Origin of the sequence: Metasolibacillus sp., assembly GCF_025291715.1 — a bacterium.
Lineage (GTDB): Bacteria > Bacillota > Bacilli > Bacillales_A > Planococcaceae > Metasolibacillus > Metasolibacillus louembei.
Genome location: NZ_JAMBIZ010000010.1, coordinates 62,442 through 80,071 on the forward strand (window position 1 = coordinate 62,442; position 17,630 = coordinate 80,071).

Here is a 17,630-nt window from a genome sequence, read left to right on the forward strand (position 1 = left end):
TTCATTTCGTTTTAATTATTTAAGCCGTCTTTAAATTAATAATATGATTATGCCTTAATTCTTTCGATTATGTGTTAAAACGCAAAAGTCTCAGTTTCATTTTTGATAAGGAAACTTTCATAGCTGTTGGAAACTTTCAGAGATAGAATATTCATTAAACTTCGTTGTGGAATACTCAAGTATCAATCCATCTTTATACACAAATTGATGTATTAAATCTATTTCTCCATTTAAAACCTTTGGAAGATAGTGCTTTATATTAGATACTACACCTTTATTTTCAAAGTCTAATATCCAATCAATATTTTTCCAATCCAGTATTCCTTCAAGAGTAGAAAGTGGCGTTTGAACATCCGATCTATCAGGAATTTCTGATAAATAGACATACATCCCTCCGTCACCATTGTTACTTTTCCATACCACATTACCCACATATAAAGGATTATTCAATATTATTCCAGTCTCTTCATATGTTTCTCTTATTATTGATTCTAGGTGCGATTCACTTCCCTCAATTTTCCCCCCTACCCCATTCCACATACCCATATTAGGCTTCTTATTTCTATTTAACAGTAATATTTCTTTATCTTTTTTTATAAAACAAATAGTATAATTTAACATTTTTAACTCCTAAATCATTTATAATTATATAAGACTTTTCTGATATTTCTTCTTCATATATCATTAACCCATAATAGCTACTTTATTTCAAATATAACAAAATAAACATACAAACGCACTTCTCAAAAACACATTTGTACACGAGATAAATACAATCTTTTTTATTTTGCATTATAAAATTATAGTGTTATGATTTATTCAGAGTATTACAAAGAACTCATTTGGAGGTATTTTATGTCGAAAAAAGTTAATTGGTATGTATCTTGTTCTCCTAGAAGCCCTGAAAAGATTCAACCCGAATTAAAGGTGCTAACAAATTTTGAAAATTCAATGTGGAGAGGGAAAGCTGGACATCAAGCTCAAGAACTATTTGCAAGAGCATTAGCAGAATTACCTGAATTTCTAGGTTCTACCTATGAAAAAGAAGCTTCTTTTTCTGCTCGAGACAGAGTTGCTCCAATGAAAACTTATGGTTTTGTGTACACTGCTAAAGATGGAACTATTAAAGTTACTAAAGCAGGGAAAATGCTAGCAGAAGAACGTCGTCCTAAAGATGTATTTTTAAAACAATTAGCAAAGTGGCAGTATCCTTCCTTTCAACATAAAGGTAGTGGTTACCCTGAAGCGGATTGGGAATTGAACCCCTTTATTTTTGTGCTTCGCTTACTAAAAAAAGTTGAGAATTTAAGTAAAATGGATATTGCAATATTTTGCTTGACTGTCACTAATAACAAACAATTGGATGGCGTTGCAAATGAAATTCAAAACTTCAGAAACCACTTAAAAACTATTTCTGGAGAAAACGCTCGTCTGCAATTTGTTGATGATTATTTTTACAATAAATTTTCAAAAGTCTATAGCTCTGCTACTACAATTCGTGAAGGAAAATCTAAAGATAAAGTCCGAGTAAAAATGCAAAATGCTGTCGATGTTGCCGATGCTACTACTCGATACTTTCGTTATACTGGATTATTCGTTGCACGTGGAAATAAGTTAGTATTAAATCCAGAAAAATTGGATTTAATTAATGAATTAATTAGTTTAGCTACTATAAATCCAAATTATAAAGACGTCGAAGTATTTCATGAATATTACGGTAACCCTAGTCTTCCAAAATTATCATTTGAAACTCAAGAGGCTCTTTATCAGAAAGCTCTTAAGTATTTCGAACAAAACAATCGAATTGCACATGTAATTTCTTCGGTATTCCCAAATGTTGAAACAGAAATTATACAGCAAAAAAAGCTATTTTCTAATATCTCTCTAAATTCAACTATAGAAGAATTAAAAGATATTATTTACTACCTTCACGAACTTCAGATTGAATTACGTGTTAAAGAAAAACAAATAGAATACCAAAATCCAGAAAATATCGATTATATTACAGATCTATTAAATGTTTACTTTGAAAAAAATAATGTTATTACAAATCATATGAAGGATAAATTCCTTGCTAACAAGAATACGGTCTTTGAATGGTTAGTTTGGAACGGCTTTATTATATTAGGTGACGCTCTTGAATATAAAAATAATTTCATTATTGATGAAGAGCTATCGCCTGTAACCCACGCTGCTGGAAATCAGGCTGATATGGAAATTATTTATGAAGATTTTATTGTGCTAGGAGAAGTTACTACTTCTAGTGGTGCTACTCAATTCAATATGGAAGCGGAACCTATTACTCGTCATTACCGTAATAAACAAAGCGAATTGAGAGAAAAAGGAGTTAATAAAGAGTTATATTGTCTTTTTATTGCCCCAACTTTAAATGATAATACCTTTAATCACTTTGCTGACTATAATGACACACTAGGTACAAAAATTCTTCCACTTTCGCTCGAACAATATTTAAATCTACTTAAGTTTCAAAGAAATTTAAAATTAACAGGTGTATCTTTAAAGTCATGTGATTTACAAAATTTATTCGAAAATCTACTTAATTCGTTGCAGTCTAATTCTTCAAATGGAGTAAAAGCAATGAAAGAAGGCATTCAGGAGGCTCTTGATGAGTGGCAAACAAAATTCAACTCAGCTAATTGAGATTTTAAATTACTTCGATAATATAATGAATCGAGAAACAATTAACACGGCTAACTATTTTGAATGGAATACTTTTAAAGTATTTGAAAACATGGAATCTTACAACGTAATTCAACCTAATTTTAAATTGGATTCAGCTGGGTATCCTTTAGGTAATGCTAAAAGTGGAGTAGAAGATGTATTAATCGAATTTGAGGATTTTTCAATTTTAATTGAATGCTCTTTACGTACTGGAGCAAGCCAATTAGATTTTGAAGCAGACTCGGTTGTAAGACATCTAAAAACATATCTTACTAATAATCATGATAAAGAGGCTTTCACTTTATTTATTGCCCCGTCTATTGATTTAGAATTTACCATGATGATTAGTAAGAACAAAACAACATTTCCTGTTCTTCCATTAACAATAGAACAATTTAAAAAACTCGTAACTAATGTCTCTAAATTTGATTACCCAAACAGTTTACACGCTGCTATTAAAGAGCTTATACGGTTAGATCTAGATCATCATTCTGCTGAAGAATGGCTACTTTTCATAAACTCTAATATTTAAAATAAAAAGAGCAATCTTACAATTATAACGTAAGATTGCTCATGATTTAAAATAACAGTAATTGTGCTACTTTTTCCTTTTTTGGAACCGGTACTTCGTAATTCTGTATTATATAGTGTACTGCATCATTTTTGAAACGATTTCTAATATTTACTGAATAATTTTTATCATATTCTTCGACAATATAGCCCTTATATAACCTAGTTGTTAGATTTGTTTTACTAATTACCATAAGTGCTTTACATTTAAGATTTTTAAAATTTTCAGCTAATCTCTCGTGCTCTTTCTCATCAAAGTCGCCTGTAAACACTTCATTACCATAGTCACTAAATACACAATCGTACGGTGGATCAAGGAACATAAAATCTCGTTCAGTAGCTTTTTCAAATACTTTTTCATAATCCCCATTAAGAATGGTAGCATTTTGAAATAATTTGTGATGCTTTTCTGTAACTAGGTCTGTATTTAAATTCTTATATCTACCAAATGGAACATTAAATTCTCCTTTACGATTAAATCTAATCATTCCACTATATGCTGTTTTATTAATGAAAAAGTAAACAGTTCCCGGTAACCATTTTCCAGAAGGATAATTGTATTCTTGACGGATTTCATAAAATAATTCTTCATTTTTATTAGGTATTTTTTCCTCTGGAAACATACTCTTCTTCAATTCATACTCTTCTTGATTTTTTTCATATATATTTTGAAGCACTTTTAACTCTTCTTTTAATTGAAGATAATTATTTTTTAAATCATAATAAAATTGGTAAAGATTTTTATTAATATCATTAACTATAGCCTTCTCTGGCTCCAAATGGAAAAATACTGCACCTCCACCAAAGAAAGGTTCCAAATAAGTATCAAATTCTACTGGAATATACTTCTCAAAAAGAGGTATTTCTGAACGCTTGCCACCACGGTATTTAATTACTGGTTTCAATACTTTCCCTCCCGTTTTCTTATATTTTAACACACTCCGAAAACAGAACAAGAGTTCCTTTCTAATGTACCTCTTTAATATTACCACACTTTTTAAGTGCTATCACAAGAGCAGATTATATAAAATAAAAATAGTTACTTTATACTAAAAACCGCACTTACTTATGATAAGGTTCTCCCTTAATAATCCTAAAACTCCGATAAATCTGCTCCACCAGCACTAGCTTCATCAGCTGATGTGGTAATGTCATTTTGCCAAAGCATAGCTTTTCATCTGCACGTTTCAGCACATCCGCATGCAAGCCGAGTGAGCCGCCAATTACAAAGGCAACCTTGCTTTTCCCGTATGTCATTAATGCATCTAAATCCGTGGCCATTTCCTCACTTGTTTTCATTTTGCCATCCAATGCAAGGGCAATGACATGGGCATTGTCTTGAATTTTGGCTAGAATGCGTTCGCCTTCCTTTTTTTTGACGAGCTCCATTTCGGCGTCGGATAGCTGCTCGGGGGCTTTTTCGTCGGGGACTTCGAGAAAATCGATTTTGGCGTAGCTGCCTAGACGTTTGGCGTATTCGTCGATACCCATTTTTAAGTATTTTTCTTTTAGCTTGCCTACGGAAATGATTGTTATATTCACAGCTTATCCACCTTTACAATTCATTTACAAACATCTTATCCACAGAAGTTATCCACATATCAACATAAGGATTCAATATATTGTGTAAAGTTATTTACTTGATACAATATATGCAGCTTGCTCTTCGCAGTAATCACACTTTGTGGATAACTTTTCGTCATTCGATAGTTTATCCATAATTGGGAAGTCTTCTTGCTCTGCTACAAACATGTCTAATGCGTGATCTATATGCATTTCGCAACTAAATTTTTTCATTTTTCTTAACCTCCAATAATCTGAAATTTCCACAAACTTATACACATTCTCCACAATGTTATCCACAATCTATTGTAACAAAGAAAAAACAAGTAGGAAAGAACGCTCTTTCTTTCCTACTTGCTGTGAATGAATATGTTATTAGTTATCCACAATTATAATGTTGCGCTATTGTTTAATGTTAATTGTAATTCGACAATTTTTCCTTGGCGATATACTTTTAATGCTAATGTATCGCCTACCTCTTTTTCATTATATAAATGCTTACGAAGGTCGATGGAATTTTCGATTTTTTTGCCATCCATTTCAACAATCACATCATATTGCTGCACACCTGCCGCTTCTGCTGCTGAACCCTGCACCACATCTGTGACAACGACACCTGTTGTAATTTCTTGTGGGATTTTTAATGTTTGTTGTTGGTAGAAGGCTGGTACATCTGTTAAATCAAGTAGCGATACGCCCATTGTTGGTCTTTTTACTTCGCCATGCTGCTCTAATTCCTCAATAATTGGAATTGCTGAGTTAATCGGAATCGAGAAGCCTAAGCCTTCAACACGTGATTCTGCAATTTTCATGGAGTTAATACCAACTAATTCACCAGCAATATTGATTAAAGCACCACCGCTGTTACCTGGGTTGATAGCTGCATCTGTTTGCAGCACCTCTGTTTGCCAATCCTCTTGACCATCATTGTTTAAATCGACTGGCACTGAGCGATCTTTCCCTGATACGATACCTTTTGTTACAGAGCCATAAAATTCTAAGCCTAATGGATTACCAATTGCGATGACTGTTTCACCTTGCTTTAATGCATCAGAGTCACCGAATTTGGCTGTTGTTTTAACGTTTTTGCTGTCGATTGCGATGACTGCTAAATCCGTCCAAATGTCGCTGCCTACTAATTGAGCTTCCTCTTTCGTGCCATCTGCTAGTGTGACTTCTAATTGCTTGGCACCATCAATTACATGGTGATTCGTTACGATATATGCGTTATCTTCATCAATTTTATAAATGACACCTGAGCCACTTCCAGCTTCCTGTGAAGAAACGGATTGATTCCAGAAGTTCGATACCTCTTGGATATTTGTAATACCTACAACTGCATCAGACACTTGCTCTACAGCCGATATTGTGTCTGAGGACACCTCTGTTACACTTTGCTGAATTGTTGAACTATGATTTGTGTTTGTTTCTGAGCCTGACTGTTCTGTACCTGGCAGCTGCCCTACAAGAGATGGTAGCAATAGCCATACAAGAAGTGCACCGATAATAATACCTGACAGGCCACTCATAAAGTAGCCTACTTTGCTACCGCCTTTATTTTTGCGCTCTCGCTTTTTTTGCATTTCTAGCTCTTCACGTTGTAAACGCTCTTGTAATGGCGTTAATTGTTGTTGTTCTGTGTTATGCTCATCAAAATTTGTCATATGAATCGTCCTTTCGTTCATTTGTTATTATTAGCATACACATCAAACATTAAAATTAGATGAAAATTAATTAAATCTGCAATAAAAAATAGGCGATATGGAAAATTGGTTTCCATATCGCCTATTTTATACTGTTACTAAGCGCGTTGGCTCCTCCGCATCTGTATCATGTAGATGCACGAATTCACCTGTAATAATACCGCATGATTGCAATGTTTGTGCAACACTCATGCGTGCCAAATCTTTCATGTTATTATCCTTGCTCAAATGGGATAAATAAATTTGAGTAGGCTTATCAAAAATAACCTCACTCATTGCAACGGCAGCGTCTTCATTTGATACATGCCCAACATCACTTAAAATGCGGCGTTTTGTACTCCATGGATAGTGTCCCATTTGGAGCATACCGATATCATGATTGCTCTCAAAAACGAAAGCATCTGCTCCGCGAATATGGCCTTTCATACGGTCGCTCACATAGCCTGTATCTGTAATAACAGCTAGCTTGCGTCCTTCTTCATGAAAAACGTAAAACATCGGGTCTGCTGCATCATGAGACACCGCAAAGGATTGAATATCCATTGAGCCAAAGGATTTCATTGCCTCCATCTCAAAATGAAAGCGTAAATCTGTTGGAATGTTGCCGATATTCCCTTCCATCGCCAGCCAAGTTTTCTCATTTGCATAAATCGGCACATTATATTTTCGAGCAACAACGCCCAAGCCTTTAATATGATCGCTGTGCTCATGTGTCACTAAAATGCCTGAAAGCTTTTTCATATCTCGATCAATTTTAGCGAAAAGCTGCTCCATCTTTTTTCCGCTTAAACCGACGTCTATTAAAAAGGCATGTTCATCATTTTCGACATAGACTGCATTGCCTGTACTTCCACTAGCTAAAACACTAAATCGCATCGCCAAAACTCCTTACTCTTCTTCTTCCTCTACTGCCTTTACATCAAGCTGCATATCTACTACTTTTCCTTCCACTGCATTGACGAAATACTCCTCAATCGTGCCTTCAGGTGTTTGAACACGCACTTCCCATGTTGGTGCAAATACTTGCGTTTGCGTAAATTGGAACAACGTGGAGTAGCCTAGCTCCATGCGTATAACATGCGAATCTGGTTTAATTAAATTACGTGCATACAATACTTGAATAATTTGAATCGGTGGCAATAGATTTTTTTTCTTCTCTAATTCTTCTAACTGCTCAAGCATCGTTTGCTCATACTGATAAACTTCACCCTGCTCTGTAAAGTAAACTTTCACAAGACCTTTTAATGAGTAATAGAAGGTGCGGTCTTGTACACGTTGAAAATAAATAGCAACTTGCTCTTCTTCATCAATCTCCCATAATGTATAAGAAGCACCTTCACTTACATGCTGCTGTATAAACTCTTGAAAGCCTGTTGCTTCCATGTTACGTAGCTTTATAGGCTTTTGCAATGTCACGATAAGCGTATCAGCATCCTCTACACGATACATTGCATTTATACCTTGCGATGCATTTGGTAAATCAAATAGTTTAACCTTGCCAGATATATAAGGAGCCTTTTCTATAGTAGGTAAATCAGAGTACGTAATATTATCATCTTTCAATTTCGCCTCGATATTTTTTTCCCCTAAAACCTCTACGTTTTGATTTTCGGTATAGCTATTTACGTACTGTGAATAGAGGAAAATATTCAATACTAAAAAGACAAAAATGAATATAGATTTTGTTTTATTCCAATCCATATTCAACACCTCCTACCTGCTCTGAAGTGAGGCGCTCCCAGCCATTTTCCGTCAGCATAAACCAGTTGGGCTCTAGCGTAATTAATTCTGCATTCGCATCATGCTCCAAATAATAACCGATGACTAAATCATTTATATCATTTATATTTGTTTTTAAGTTTGATTGAATTTGCTCAATCACTCGAGGTCCTGATGCTAACTCTTTTGCCGCCTTATCATCAGGAAGATTCATATCGAATACATAGTACGGTCTGCGATAACGGAAAATACGATTATCTCCCCACGTTGTCGAAATACGAGTGAAGGTCGTATCGCTATATACAGGAAGATCCTCAAAAAACATCTGATAGTCAATAATATGCTTTTGATAATTCATTGCAGCCAAGCGATAATCCTCTGTAATACCACCATGCTCATTTAAAAAGTCCATGCTATCCTTCATAAGAATGGATGGAGCAATCGGTGAAAGGCTTTCAGCTGGTGGATAAACGTAATGGATGGATTGATTTTGCATATCTAGCCTCATTAATGACATGCCATCTGTATACCTTTCGGATTGTGTGCTTTCAATATTGCGTTGCACAATATTAGGATCTGTAAATAATATTCTTTTCAACAGCTCTGTGGAAATCGTCCCAACAGAATACGTATAGGGAACAACTTCTGTTGGATTCATTAAAACATACAATGATTTTGTACCAGGACGTTCGATTTCCATATAATTATCAAATTTCGCTGCTTGATCGATAAAATTGCGCTTAAAGCTCGTTTTATTATCTACCTTCACAACGGAACGATATAATGTACGATTATCCGAGTTAATAAATAAAAATTGTAGCTGGCTTGTTGTTGATAAGTAACTCCAATCAATCACAATGCGATCAAATGTCGTTTCCGGAATGTCTTTAGTATTATGGAATGGCAACATTGCTGCAAATGTAGGTATTGGGACATCTGCCTGGAAAAATAGCGTCATGCGATTCGGCATACGTAGCATTTCATTAACCTTATCATCCGATAAATTATGATTGATCAATGTTAGGTCATTTGCCTCCATCTCTGAAAGCTCATCCATCAATGTATCAATCACTGCACTTGATATAGTGCCTGTGAAGTTTTCCTCTCCTTTAAAAAGCAGACGATAGGGCTTCACAACTCGATTCAATGCTTTTTGTTCTCCAAGTGCAACATGCTCAACCTGTATATCCTCAATCGTTTGATACTTTGGCTTATAGTTCCATGTTAAAAAAGTTAGTGTCATGCTGAGTGCTACTAGAAGGAATAGGATGATAGATTTTATATGCTCAATATACTTCATTCCCACTCCTCCTCTTCATTCAGTTCACATGGCAATGTGAAGAAGATTGTTGTTCCTTTTCCTTCCTCACTTTCTGCCCAAATTTTCCCTCCATGTGCTGCGATCATATCCTTTGCTATGGCAAGCCCTAAGCCTGTACCACCCATCGAACGAGCACGTGCGCGATCAACACGATAGAAGCGTTCAAAAATACGTGTTAAATTTTCCTTTGGAATACCCATTCCATCATCGGAAATCATCACTGTCAGCATATTATCATTACTTGTAAAGCCAAAGCGAATATTGCCACCATCTGGTGAATATTTCAATGCATTCGAAATAATATTATCGATTACTTGCGTTAACTTATCTGTGTCAATTTCTACAAAATAGCTCGTTTTTGGCAATAAACGCACAAACGTAACATTTTGCGATTTCGACATTTCAAAGCGGTCGATAATACGGTTTAAAAACTTATTAAACTCTACAAATTCCTTATTTAAATCATAGTCCTGACTGTCCATTCTAGAGAGCTGTAGCAAATCATTAACAAGACGAATCATACGCTCTGTCTCTGTTTGCGTCACATTTAAAAATGTTGGTGCAATATTTTCATCACGCCATGCCCCATCCGCAAGTGCCTCTAAGTAGCTTCGCATTGTCGTTAATGGTGTACGTAGCTCATGGGAAACATTCGATACGAACTCACGACGCTCCATATCGATTTTTTCTTGTTCTGTAATGTCATGTAATACCGTAATTAATCCGTTAACGAAGCCTGTTTCCTTTTGAATAACCGAAAAATTAGCGCGCAAAATATAAGGGGCTTCCTGTGTGCTGAAATTTAAATTCAGCGGCTCCTTCATATGAATTAAATCCTCAAAGCTATAATTTTGGTCTAAGCCGAGCGCTGAGGCAATTGGTCGATTCATCATTGCCTCTCGTGTCACATGCAATAAGTTCAATGCAGGCTCATTAATTAAAATAACCTTCCCTTTACGGTCTGTTGCAATAACTCCATCTGTCATATTGCTAAGCACCGTTGCTAGCTTGCGGCGCTCCGCCTCCGTTGTAGACTGTGCCTCCTGCAAACGATTAGTTAAATGGTTAAAGGCTATAGCTAGCTGACCGATTTCGTCCGTTCCATAAACACGTACTTTGCGTGAGAAATTGCCCTTTGCCATCGCTTGTGCTTGTCTACGCATATCGGAAATTGGTCTTGTAATCGTTCGAGCTATTAAAATTCCAAGTATAATTGTAATAATTAATGACATGGCCGTTCCAACAGCGAAAATACGGTTAATTTCACCCATCTGCTCAAATACTTTTTCAATATTTGATTCAATATAAATAATACCGATTACTTCTCCATCTGGTCCTACTGTATCTAATACTGGCTTAGCCAACACCCACATGCGTTTATTCGTATTATTATCATAATAAATCGTATCAATTAATGCTTCAGCAGCCATCGCTTTGCGTACAAGCTCATCTGTTGAGCGCTGGCCAACAATTGATTGATTGTTGCTTTCTGATGTTGCAAGAATTCTGCTGCGATGGTCAATTACACGAATTTCTTTAATATCGCGTGATGAAATATCGCCACTTGAAAATTCACCTAATAAAGAGCTTAAGCTTTCCTCTAATTGTGGTGATGTATCATTCCGTTCACGTAAAATCTCTTCACGAATACTATACTGCACAAGATCAATCCGTTGGAAAATTGATTCTTGAAAGCTCGTTTTTAAATTTTGCTCTAGCTCTCTTGAAAAGTACAGCCCAATAATTTGTAGGGCGATAATAATCAGCAAAATATAAATGAGCACAAGCTTCACATGAATAGATTTAAAAAAGCCAACTTTTTGCATAGTAATTACTCCTGTTCAGGATTTCGTAAATAGTACCCCACACCTCGTCGTGTCACAATCCATGTAGGATGGCTTGGATTATCTTCAATTTTTTCACGCAATCGACGTATCGTCACGTCCACTGTTCGTACATCACCAAAATAATCATAGCCCCACACCGTTTGCAATAAATGCTCGCGCGTCATCACTTGTCCGATATGCTTCGCTAAATAATGTAGCAATTCAAATTCGCGATGCGTCAATTCAATGGCTTCATCACGTTTTAATACTAAATAAGCATCTGGCTGGATCGTCAAGGAACCAACAACGATATCATTCGTTTCCTCTACAACTTCCTCGACTTGTGCGACCACATTGAGACGACGCATATTCGCTTTTACACGAGCAATTAATTCTCTTGTGCTAAATGGCTTCGTCACATAATCATCCGCACCCATCTCAAGCCCAAGCACCTTATCAATTTCCGAGCCTTTCGCAGTTAGCATAATAATAGGGAAATTATATTTTTTACGTATTTCACGACATACTTCCATGCCATCTCGCTTTGGCAGCATAATATCTAAAAGCATTAAATCAGGCTGCTCTTCTTCAACCTTTTGCAATGCTTCATCACCATCATACGCACAAATTACACGATAGCCTTCTTTAATTAAATTAAATTGCAAAATATCTGCAATCGGCTTTTCATCATCCACAACTAAAATCGTCTTTTCCATCTATATCTTCCTCTCATTTGTCAAATATTCATCTATCTATAACAGTTTTAATATTTAAAGTCATATAGTAAGAAGGCTCTTTAAAAAACCCCCTCATTTTACTGTACCATGCTTTGCGTTTTCGCGCATTAAACAGATATTTCATTTTCAATATTACCCTTATTTTATTTCCCGAGAAATAATAAAGGCTGTTTAGAAGCATACAAAATGTATGATATTCTAAACAGCCTTCGATGTTTAATTAAGTTATTTTATATATTCGCAATAATACAAGAAGATACTTTTATTTTTTATTACTCCATTTAGCATCTTTTTTCATCAAGTAACTTCTAACTATTGAAATTGTGAGTGTTATGCTACCTAATAATAATATGGGTGTTGTTGGTACTTTTGTATAAACTAATCCTTCATATACTACCCACAATATTAAAAATACCATAAAAATCATTAGTGTAATTCTTGCAGCTTCACTATTATACTTTTGATAGTTAGTGTCATTCAATTTTTTAGCATCTTTTTTCGGCATGTTATTCATATTTACCCCCTGCCCCTTTTCGGCTAAAAAACAAACATTGATTTATAGAGGCTTCTTTATTATTAAACATTATTTATATTGAATTCTCTAAATCTACTTATTGATATATTCAAACTTATTTGATTATGAATAGATTTGAATGCATATAAAAAATCGAAGTAACAATATGCTATCTCAATTTTTTATATCTTTAATTTACTATTCTTAATATGGTTTTGACTGCCACCACCAATTACCTTTATCTACCAATTGTATATTCATTGATAAATTCCCTAATTTACCTTCAGTACGTAAATCTTGATAACGATATTTATATTGCTTTGATACGCCACCATAACCTGTATCAAACATATCCTTTGTTCTATATAATTTAAATGTAAATTTACCATTTAAAGGCATAGAAGCAAAAGTAAGACCCATACCAATTACTGAAAGCCAATCTGCAACTTTAGCTTGAATCAATATTGCTGGTATTGCTATTCCAGCTAAGTTAGCAATAGCTATAACACCAGCAATTACCCCTACAATAGCCCCAATAGTTCCTACCACATCTGAAAATGCCATATCTCTAGTCACAACATATACTGGAGTATCATCAGGTGAGGCAAATGTAGAAAAACCAGAATTCAAAAACTCATCGGAATTATAAATCAATTCAGGCTCAATATATTCATTAAATTCAATATTTATTACTCTATTATTCATCATAGCAATATTAGTATCTTTATTATAAATAAAAATATTTTCTTCAGTACCATTTGTTATTGTTTCCACTCTTACACCATTATCAGTATAGTTAATATCCACATCAATAATAGCATCAGATACCTCTAGACTAAATTTATTGGAATTCTCCGTTATTAGGGAATTCGCTATTTTAACCTGTGTATTATTCATCATATTTCTTTCAGAAGCAAAAGTTTTCGCAGGATTAACCACACTCAATGGACCTGTAATAAATAAAGTTGCTCCTATTAGACTTGCCAACACTTTTTTTGATAATTTCATATTTACACCACTGTGCTTATATGTAAGATTACCTTAATCTTATACTGATTTTATATATAAGTAAATATTTAAAATTATTTATATATTTTTTATTTTATAAATTAATAATTATCAAAAAATATCACATGCGATTCTACATCTCAAAAGAATTTAGAGTAAAAAGAATAATTTTTCGGATGTTTTTCTATAGCTAAATATATTGAGGGAATATGGAATTACTATAGAATCTCAAGTAAGGTGCTGAGCAGTTTTATTCTGTTCAATTCAAGTTAAATGTAATGATTAGACGTAACAGTATTCAAATGTGTAAACAATGGAAAACTGTATTTAAGCTTTATTATGGAGATAATCATTGGGTTTAGTCTATCGGAACACCCAACGCTTGAGTTCATGGTTAATTCACTTAAACAAACACACTACATCATTTCTGAGCATGTATAATATGGAACAACGATTCATTCCGATTAAGGTTGACACTATCAACAGAAGATTCCCAAAGCAAGTCTCATAAAGCAACATATCCAGACAATGTAATCATGAGGAGCATTTTATCTTACTCAAGCAAGAAATGTATTATGATGAGGAAATATTCTCCTATGAAGCATTAAAAAAAGATAATTGAGAAATATATTGGTTACTATAATAATGATTAAGTTAAATAAAAATTGGCTGGCATGAGCCCAGTAAAATACCGAACATATGCCAGCCAATTAGTTACATGATAAAAACCTAACTTTAAGAGGATAATATCATGTTACTATGCCTGAAAGCTTTATATTATTTTAAATACGACAACGGATTAACAACCGCTCCGTTTTCATGCACTTCAAAATGTAAATGTGTCCCTGTTGAATTACCTGTTGAACCCATAATACCAAGTGCTGAGCCTTGTGCAACAACTTGTCCAACTGTTACATCGATTTGTGAAAGATGTGCGTAAACTGTTTCATAGCCATTGTTATGGTTAACAACGATTTTATTACCATATGTACCGTCCCAGCCTGTAAATGTTACGACACCATTGTCTGCTGCTTTAATTGTATAGTTTGAAGGACGTGCAATATCAATACCTCGGTGGAATTCGCCCCAACGGCTTCCCATATGGCTTGAAATATAGCCGCCATTCGTTGGCCATGCAAATGAGCCTGTTCCACGTGATGGAATGACTTTCGTACCGACAACAACAATACGACTTGAAGGCTCTGAAATAATATTTTCTTCTTTGACAGCTCGCTCTGTACGCTTGCCATTTTCAGTTGTAATTAAGTAAGTGACTTCCTTCTTGCCGTCTGCCCCTTCTTGTTTTACGACCTTTTCTCCTTTAAGCATCGTTTCATCTTCTTCAACCATTTTCGCATGGTCAATTGCTTCAACTTTAAACTTTTCTTCCACTACCTTTACTGTAATGAAAGGTTTATTTACTGTTACATTTAACTCTTGACCAATTTGTAAAACTGTTGATGTATCGATTCCTGGATTAAGCTCCATTAACTCTTCAATTGTTAAGTCATGTGCATGTGCAATTGAGCCTAACACATCACCAGATTGAATCGCATATTTTTGTTGCTCTAGCATACCTGTTTGTAAAAACTGAACAGCTTCATCAACGCTTAAAATTTCATTTGGCAATGCCTTTGTTGCCTCGCCATTAACTTCTGCTGATAATGAAATATCTACAATGCGTGTTTCATCATCCTGTAAAACGGGTAATTGAGCAGTAGCTGGTTGAGTAAGCGATGCTAGCTCATCTTCAGTTACATACTGTAGCTTTAATTGCTTTAACACTTCATTCAGTGCGTCTTCGTTCTCGACATAAGCTATTGTCTCACCATTCACCTTTAATGAATGGGCATCTGCTTCAATAACTAAGGCAGCCTCTAGCTTTGTTAATGTTTCAGTATCATTTGCACTTGCTTCAAAAACTTGCTCTGGAATAATTTCAACATTTGAATGTGCGTCTACTGCTAGTCCAGCGTATTTTTCACTCGCCTGTTGCTCCTTTTGTGCAAGTAATTGTTCTACTGCCTCTGGATTTGAAACAGCACCTATGTAGCTATTGTTTGCATATATATGATAAATTTCCCCGAAAGTAGCGTTGGCCTCAGCTTCTTTAATAAAGGCAAAAGGCACGACTAATGTAGAACATAGTAAAACAGTAGCTGCTACTTGTTTTATTTTTGTTGTTGGCTGTTTTAATAGGCTATCTAGCTGTCGATGAGCATCTTTTGCTATATTCCATTTCGAACTCATTGTAAAGCCCCTTCCAAAATTTGTCCTATAGACATATAGGACTATTTTCAGTGTAAAATCACACTTTTACAATGTACCATATTTTTTAGTTCAATTGAACTGTTTTGCTATTTTGTAATGAAACTGTATTATTTCAAAAAGATTTGTTACATTCTGATTTTATCATAGAAAAAAAGATTATATTGCACCTTTAAGAGAGATGCCAATACCGCTATATCTGGCTTTTCCCCCTACATAGAACATGTTTAATCATACAATTTACTAGTACTTTATTAATGTCATTTATACTCAAAATTTTCCTATTCTATACATAAAAAAACTATGATTCGTTATAAAAGGCTAGCGAATCATAGTTTTTTCATTTCATCTATTCCCAAATATTTGCTACAATATTTGTTTGCTCACGTGCTGGGCCTACGGAGAATGTCATTAAATTGATACCTGTTAATTCAAGAATTCGCTCGATATAGCGACGAGCGTTTTCTGGTAGCTCCTCCAATGTGCGCACGGCTGTAATATCCTCTGCCCAACCTGGTAGCTCCTCATAAATTGGCTTACACTGCTCAATAATATGTAGGTTTGCAGGGTATTCTGTAATGATTTCACCGTTGTAATCATAGGCCGTACAAATTTTCACTGTTTCTAAGCCAGATAATACGTCAATTGAGTTCAATGCTAGGTCTGTAATTCCACTAACGCGACGAGAGTGACGGACAACTACAGAATCAAACCAGCCTACGCGACGTGGGCGGCCTGTTGTTGTACCATACTCACGACCTACATCGCGAATTCGTTGACCGATTTCATCATGTAGCTCTGTTGGGAATGGGCCGTCCCCAACACGAGAAGTATAAGCTTTACATACACCTACAACACGTGATACGTAGTTAGGACCTACACCAGCACCAATTGCTACACCACCAGCTACTGGATTGGAAGATGTCACGTATGGATATGTGCCTTGATCGACATCAAGCATAACGCCCTGTGCCCCTTCAAATAGCACTTTCCCACCTTCATCAAGCACATCATTTAAAATTTTTGATGTATCTGTTACATATTGTGCCAATTGTTGACCGTATGCGAAATATTCCTCGAAAATATCTTCAAAGCTTACGCCATCTACTTCATAAAACTTTTCAAACAAACGATTTTTTAGCGCTACATTGTCACGTAGCTTTTGCTCAAAAATTTCCTTATCTAATAAATCCGCCATACGAATGCCGATACGTGCAATTTTATCTTGATAGCAAGGACCAATTCCTTTAGCTGTCGTACCTATTTTTTGGTCTCCACGACTTTCTTCCTCCACAATATCTTGGCGGATATGGTACGGTAAAATAACATGTGCGCGATTCGAAATACGCAAATTTGATGTGTCAATGCCACGTGCCTGTAAGCCCTGCAATTCTGTTACTAGTGACTTTGGATTAACAACTAAGCCGTTGCCGATAACAGATGTTTTTTCCTTATAAAAAATACCTGAAGGAATCAAATGCAGCTTATATGTTTCGCCTGCAATTTTAATTGTATGTCCCGCGTTATCTCCACCTGCAAAGCGTGCGATAATGTCCGCCTGCTTCGATAGAAAATCGGTAATTTTCCCTTTACCTTCGTCTCCCCACTGTGTTCCCACAACTACTACTGATGTCATGCTACGAGCACCTCCGACAGACGTTTTATTTACGTCCCTTATTATAAGCAGAATAATTGTAGCAGTATTTGCTAGTTAATGTC

Annotated in this window: 16 protein-coding genes; 2 read left to right on the forward strand and 14 right to left on the reverse strand. The window is 35.3% G+C overall.

What is annotated here, in order from left to right:
* Window positions 1-117: 117 nt before the first annotated feature.
* Entirely contained in the window at window positions 118-621 is a 504-nt protein-coding gene (locus M3Z76_RS08735) for an NUDIX hydrolase (RefSeq protein WP_293922562.1), read from the reverse strand.
* 234 nt (window positions 622-855) lie between these two features.
* On the opposite strand from M3Z76_RS08735, the gene M3Z76_RS08740 reads away from it, so the two are divergent.
* Together M3Z76_RS08740 and M3Z76_RS08745 are read left to right on the forward strand one after the other, a co-directional pair.
* Window positions 856-2,661, forward strand: a complete 1,806-nt coding sequence (locus M3Z76_RS08740; RefSeq protein WP_293922559.1) for an AlwI family type II restriction endonuclease — start codon at window positions 856-858, stop codon at window positions 2,659-2,661.
* Window positions 2,627-3,214, forward strand: coding sequence for an AlwI family type II restriction endonuclease (locus M3Z76_RS08745; protein ID WP_293922556.1), 588 nt, complete (start codon window positions 2,627-2,629; stop codon window positions 3,212-3,214). Before M3Z76_RS08740 ends, M3Z76_RS08745 begins: the two co-directional genes overlap by 35 nt.
* Window positions 3,215-3,260: 46 nt before the next feature.
* On the opposite strand, the gene M3Z76_RS08750 is transcribed toward M3Z76_RS08745, so the two are convergent.
* From M3Z76_RS08750 to M3Z76_RS08810, 13 genes are all read right to left on the reverse strand, one after another.
* Window positions 3,261-4,157, reverse strand: coding sequence for a DNA adenine methylase (locus M3Z76_RS08750; protein WP_293922552.1), 897 nt, complete (start codon window positions 4,155-4,157; stop codon window positions 3,261-3,263).
* Between the two features lie 157 nt (window positions 4,158-4,314).
* Window positions 4,315-4,794 carry a 23S rRNA (pseudouridine(1915)-N(3))-methyltransferase RlmH gene (gene rlmH, locus M3Z76_RS08755; RefSeq protein ID WP_293922550.1) on the reverse strand — a complete coding sequence of 160 codons (480 nt, stop codon included), beginning with the start codon at window positions 4,792-4,794 and terminating at the stop codon, window positions 4,315-4,317.
* A 90-nt stretch (window positions 4,795-4,884) separates the two neighbouring features.
* Window positions 4,885-5,049 carry a CxxH/CxxC protein gene (locus M3Z76_RS08760; RefSeq protein WP_293922547.1) on the reverse strand — a complete coding sequence of 55 codons (165 nt, stop codon included), beginning with the start codon at window positions 5,047-5,049 and terminating at the stop codon, window positions 4,885-4,887.
* A 155-nt stretch (window positions 5,050-5,204) separates the two neighbouring features.
* On the reverse strand, window positions 5,205-6,479 hold the full coding sequence (locus M3Z76_RS08765) for a S1C family serine protease (protein WP_293922543.1): 1,275 nt from the start codon (window positions 6,477-6,479) through the stop codon (window positions 5,205-5,207).
* A gap of 126 nt (window positions 6,480-6,605) precedes the next feature.
* Window positions 6,606-7,394 carry an MBL fold metallo-hydrolase gene (locus M3Z76_RS08770; protein ID WP_293922540.1) on the reverse strand — a complete coding sequence of 263 codons (789 nt, stop codon included), beginning with the start codon at window positions 7,392-7,394 and terminating at the stop codon, window positions 6,606-6,608.
* 12 nt (window positions 7,395-7,406) lie between these two features.
* Complete coding sequence (locus M3Z76_RS08775; RefSeq protein ID WP_293922537.1) at window positions 7,407-8,219, reverse strand: two-component system regulatory protein YycI; 813 nt, start codon at window positions 8,217-8,219, stop codon at window positions 7,407-7,409.
* The gene (locus M3Z76_RS08780) at window positions 8,206-9,537 is read right to left on the reverse strand and encodes a YycH family regulatory protein (RefSeq protein ID WP_293922534.1); all 1,332 of its coding nucleotides are present in this window, start codon (window positions 9,535-9,537) and stop codon (window positions 8,206-8,208) included. Before M3Z76_RS08780 ends, M3Z76_RS08775 begins: the two co-directional genes overlap by 14 nt.
* The gene (gene walK, locus M3Z76_RS08785) at window positions 9,534-11,384 is read right to left on the reverse strand and encodes a cell wall metabolism sensor histidine kinase WalK (RefSeq protein ID WP_293922532.1); all 1,851 of its coding nucleotides are present in this window, start codon (window positions 11,382-11,384) and stop codon (window positions 9,534-9,536) included. Before walK ends, M3Z76_RS08780 begins: the two co-directional genes overlap by 4 nt.
* A gap of 5 nt (window positions 11,385-11,389) precedes the next feature.
* On the reverse strand, window positions 11,390-12,100 hold the full coding sequence (gene yycF, locus M3Z76_RS08790) for a response regulator YycF (protein WP_293922529.1): 711 nt from the start codon (window positions 12,098-12,100) through the stop codon (window positions 11,390-11,392).
* A 283-nt stretch (window positions 12,101-12,383) separates the two neighbouring features.
* Window positions 12,384-12,635, reverse strand: a complete 252-nt coding sequence (locus M3Z76_RS08795) for a hypothetical protein (RefSeq protein WP_293922525.1) — start codon at window positions 12,633-12,635, stop codon at window positions 12,384-12,386.
* 204 nt (window positions 12,636-12,839) lie between these two features.
* Window positions 12,840-13,643, reverse strand: a complete 804-nt coding sequence (locus M3Z76_RS08800; RefSeq protein WP_293922522.1) for a hypothetical protein — start codon at window positions 13,641-13,643, stop codon at window positions 12,840-12,842.
* Between the two features lie 777 nt (window positions 13,644-14,420).
* Entirely contained in the window at window positions 14,421-15,893 is a 1,473-nt protein-coding gene (locus M3Z76_RS08805; protein ID WP_293922520.1) for a peptidoglycan DD-metalloendopeptidase family protein, read from the reverse strand.
* Between the two features lie 367 nt (window positions 15,894-16,260).
* Window positions 16,261-17,547, reverse strand: coding sequence for an adenylosuccinate synthase (locus tag M3Z76_RS08810; RefSeq protein WP_293922519.1), 1,287 nt, complete (start codon window positions 17,545-17,547; stop codon window positions 16,261-16,263).
* Window positions 17,548-17,630: the final 83 nt, after the last annotated feature.

Excerpts from the sequence above, each read along its gene's own strand:
- M3Z76_RS08760 (WP_293922547.1), bottom strand. The coding sequence starts at position 5,049 with ATGAAAAAATTTAGTTGCGAAATGCATATAGATCACGCATTAGACATG.
- M3Z76_RS08735 (WP_293922562.1), bottom strand. The coding sequence starts at position 621 with ATGTTAAATTATACTATTTGTTTTATAAAAAAAGATAAAGAAATATTA.
- M3Z76_RS08775 (WP_293922537.1), bottom strand. The coding sequence starts at position 8,219 with ATGGATTGGAATAAAACAAAATCTATATTCATTTTTGTCTTTTTAGTA.
- M3Z76_RS08805 (WP_293922520.1), bottom strand. The coding sequence starts at position 15,893 with ATGAGTTCGAAATGGAATATAGCAAAAGATGCTCATCGACAGCTAGAT.
- M3Z76_RS08740 (WP_293922559.1), top strand. The coding sequence starts at position 856 with ATGTCGAAAAAAGTTAATTGGTATGTATCTTGTTCTCCTAGAAGCCCT.
- M3Z76_RS08765 (WP_293922543.1), bottom strand. The coding sequence starts at position 6,479 with ATGACAAATTTTGATGAGCATAACACAGAACAACAACAATTAACGCCA.
- M3Z76_RS08780 (WP_293922534.1), bottom strand. The coding sequence starts at position 9,537 with ATGAAGTATATTGAGCATATAAAATCTATCATCCTATTCCTTCTAGTA.
- M3Z76_RS08800 (WP_293922522.1), bottom strand. The coding sequence starts at position 13,643 with ATGAAATTATCAAAAAAAGTGTTGGCAAGTCTAATAGGAGCAACTTTA.
- M3Z76_RS08770 (WP_293922540.1), bottom strand. The coding sequence starts at position 7,394 with ATGCGATTTAGTGTTTTAGCTAGTGGAAGTACAGGCAATGCAGTCTAT.
- M3Z76_RS08745 (WP_293922556.1), top strand. The coding sequence starts at position 2,627 with ATGAGTGGCAAACAAAATTCAACTCAGCTAATTGAGATTTTAAATTAC.
- M3Z76_RS08795 (WP_293922525.1), bottom strand. The coding sequence starts at position 12,635 with ATGAATAACATGCCGAAAAAAGATGCTAAAAAATTGAATGACACTAAC.
- walK (WP_293922532.1), bottom strand. The coding sequence starts at position 11,384 with ATGCAAAAAGTTGGCTTTTTTAAATCTATTCATGTGAAGCTTGTGCTC.
- yycF (WP_293922529.1), bottom strand. The coding sequence starts at position 12,100 with ATGGAAAAGACGATTTTAGTTGTGGATGATGAAAAGCCGATTGCAGAT.
- M3Z76_RS08810 (WP_293922519.1), bottom strand. The coding sequence starts at position 17,547 with ATGACATCAGTAGTAGTTGTGGGAACACAGTGGGGAGACGAAGGTAAA.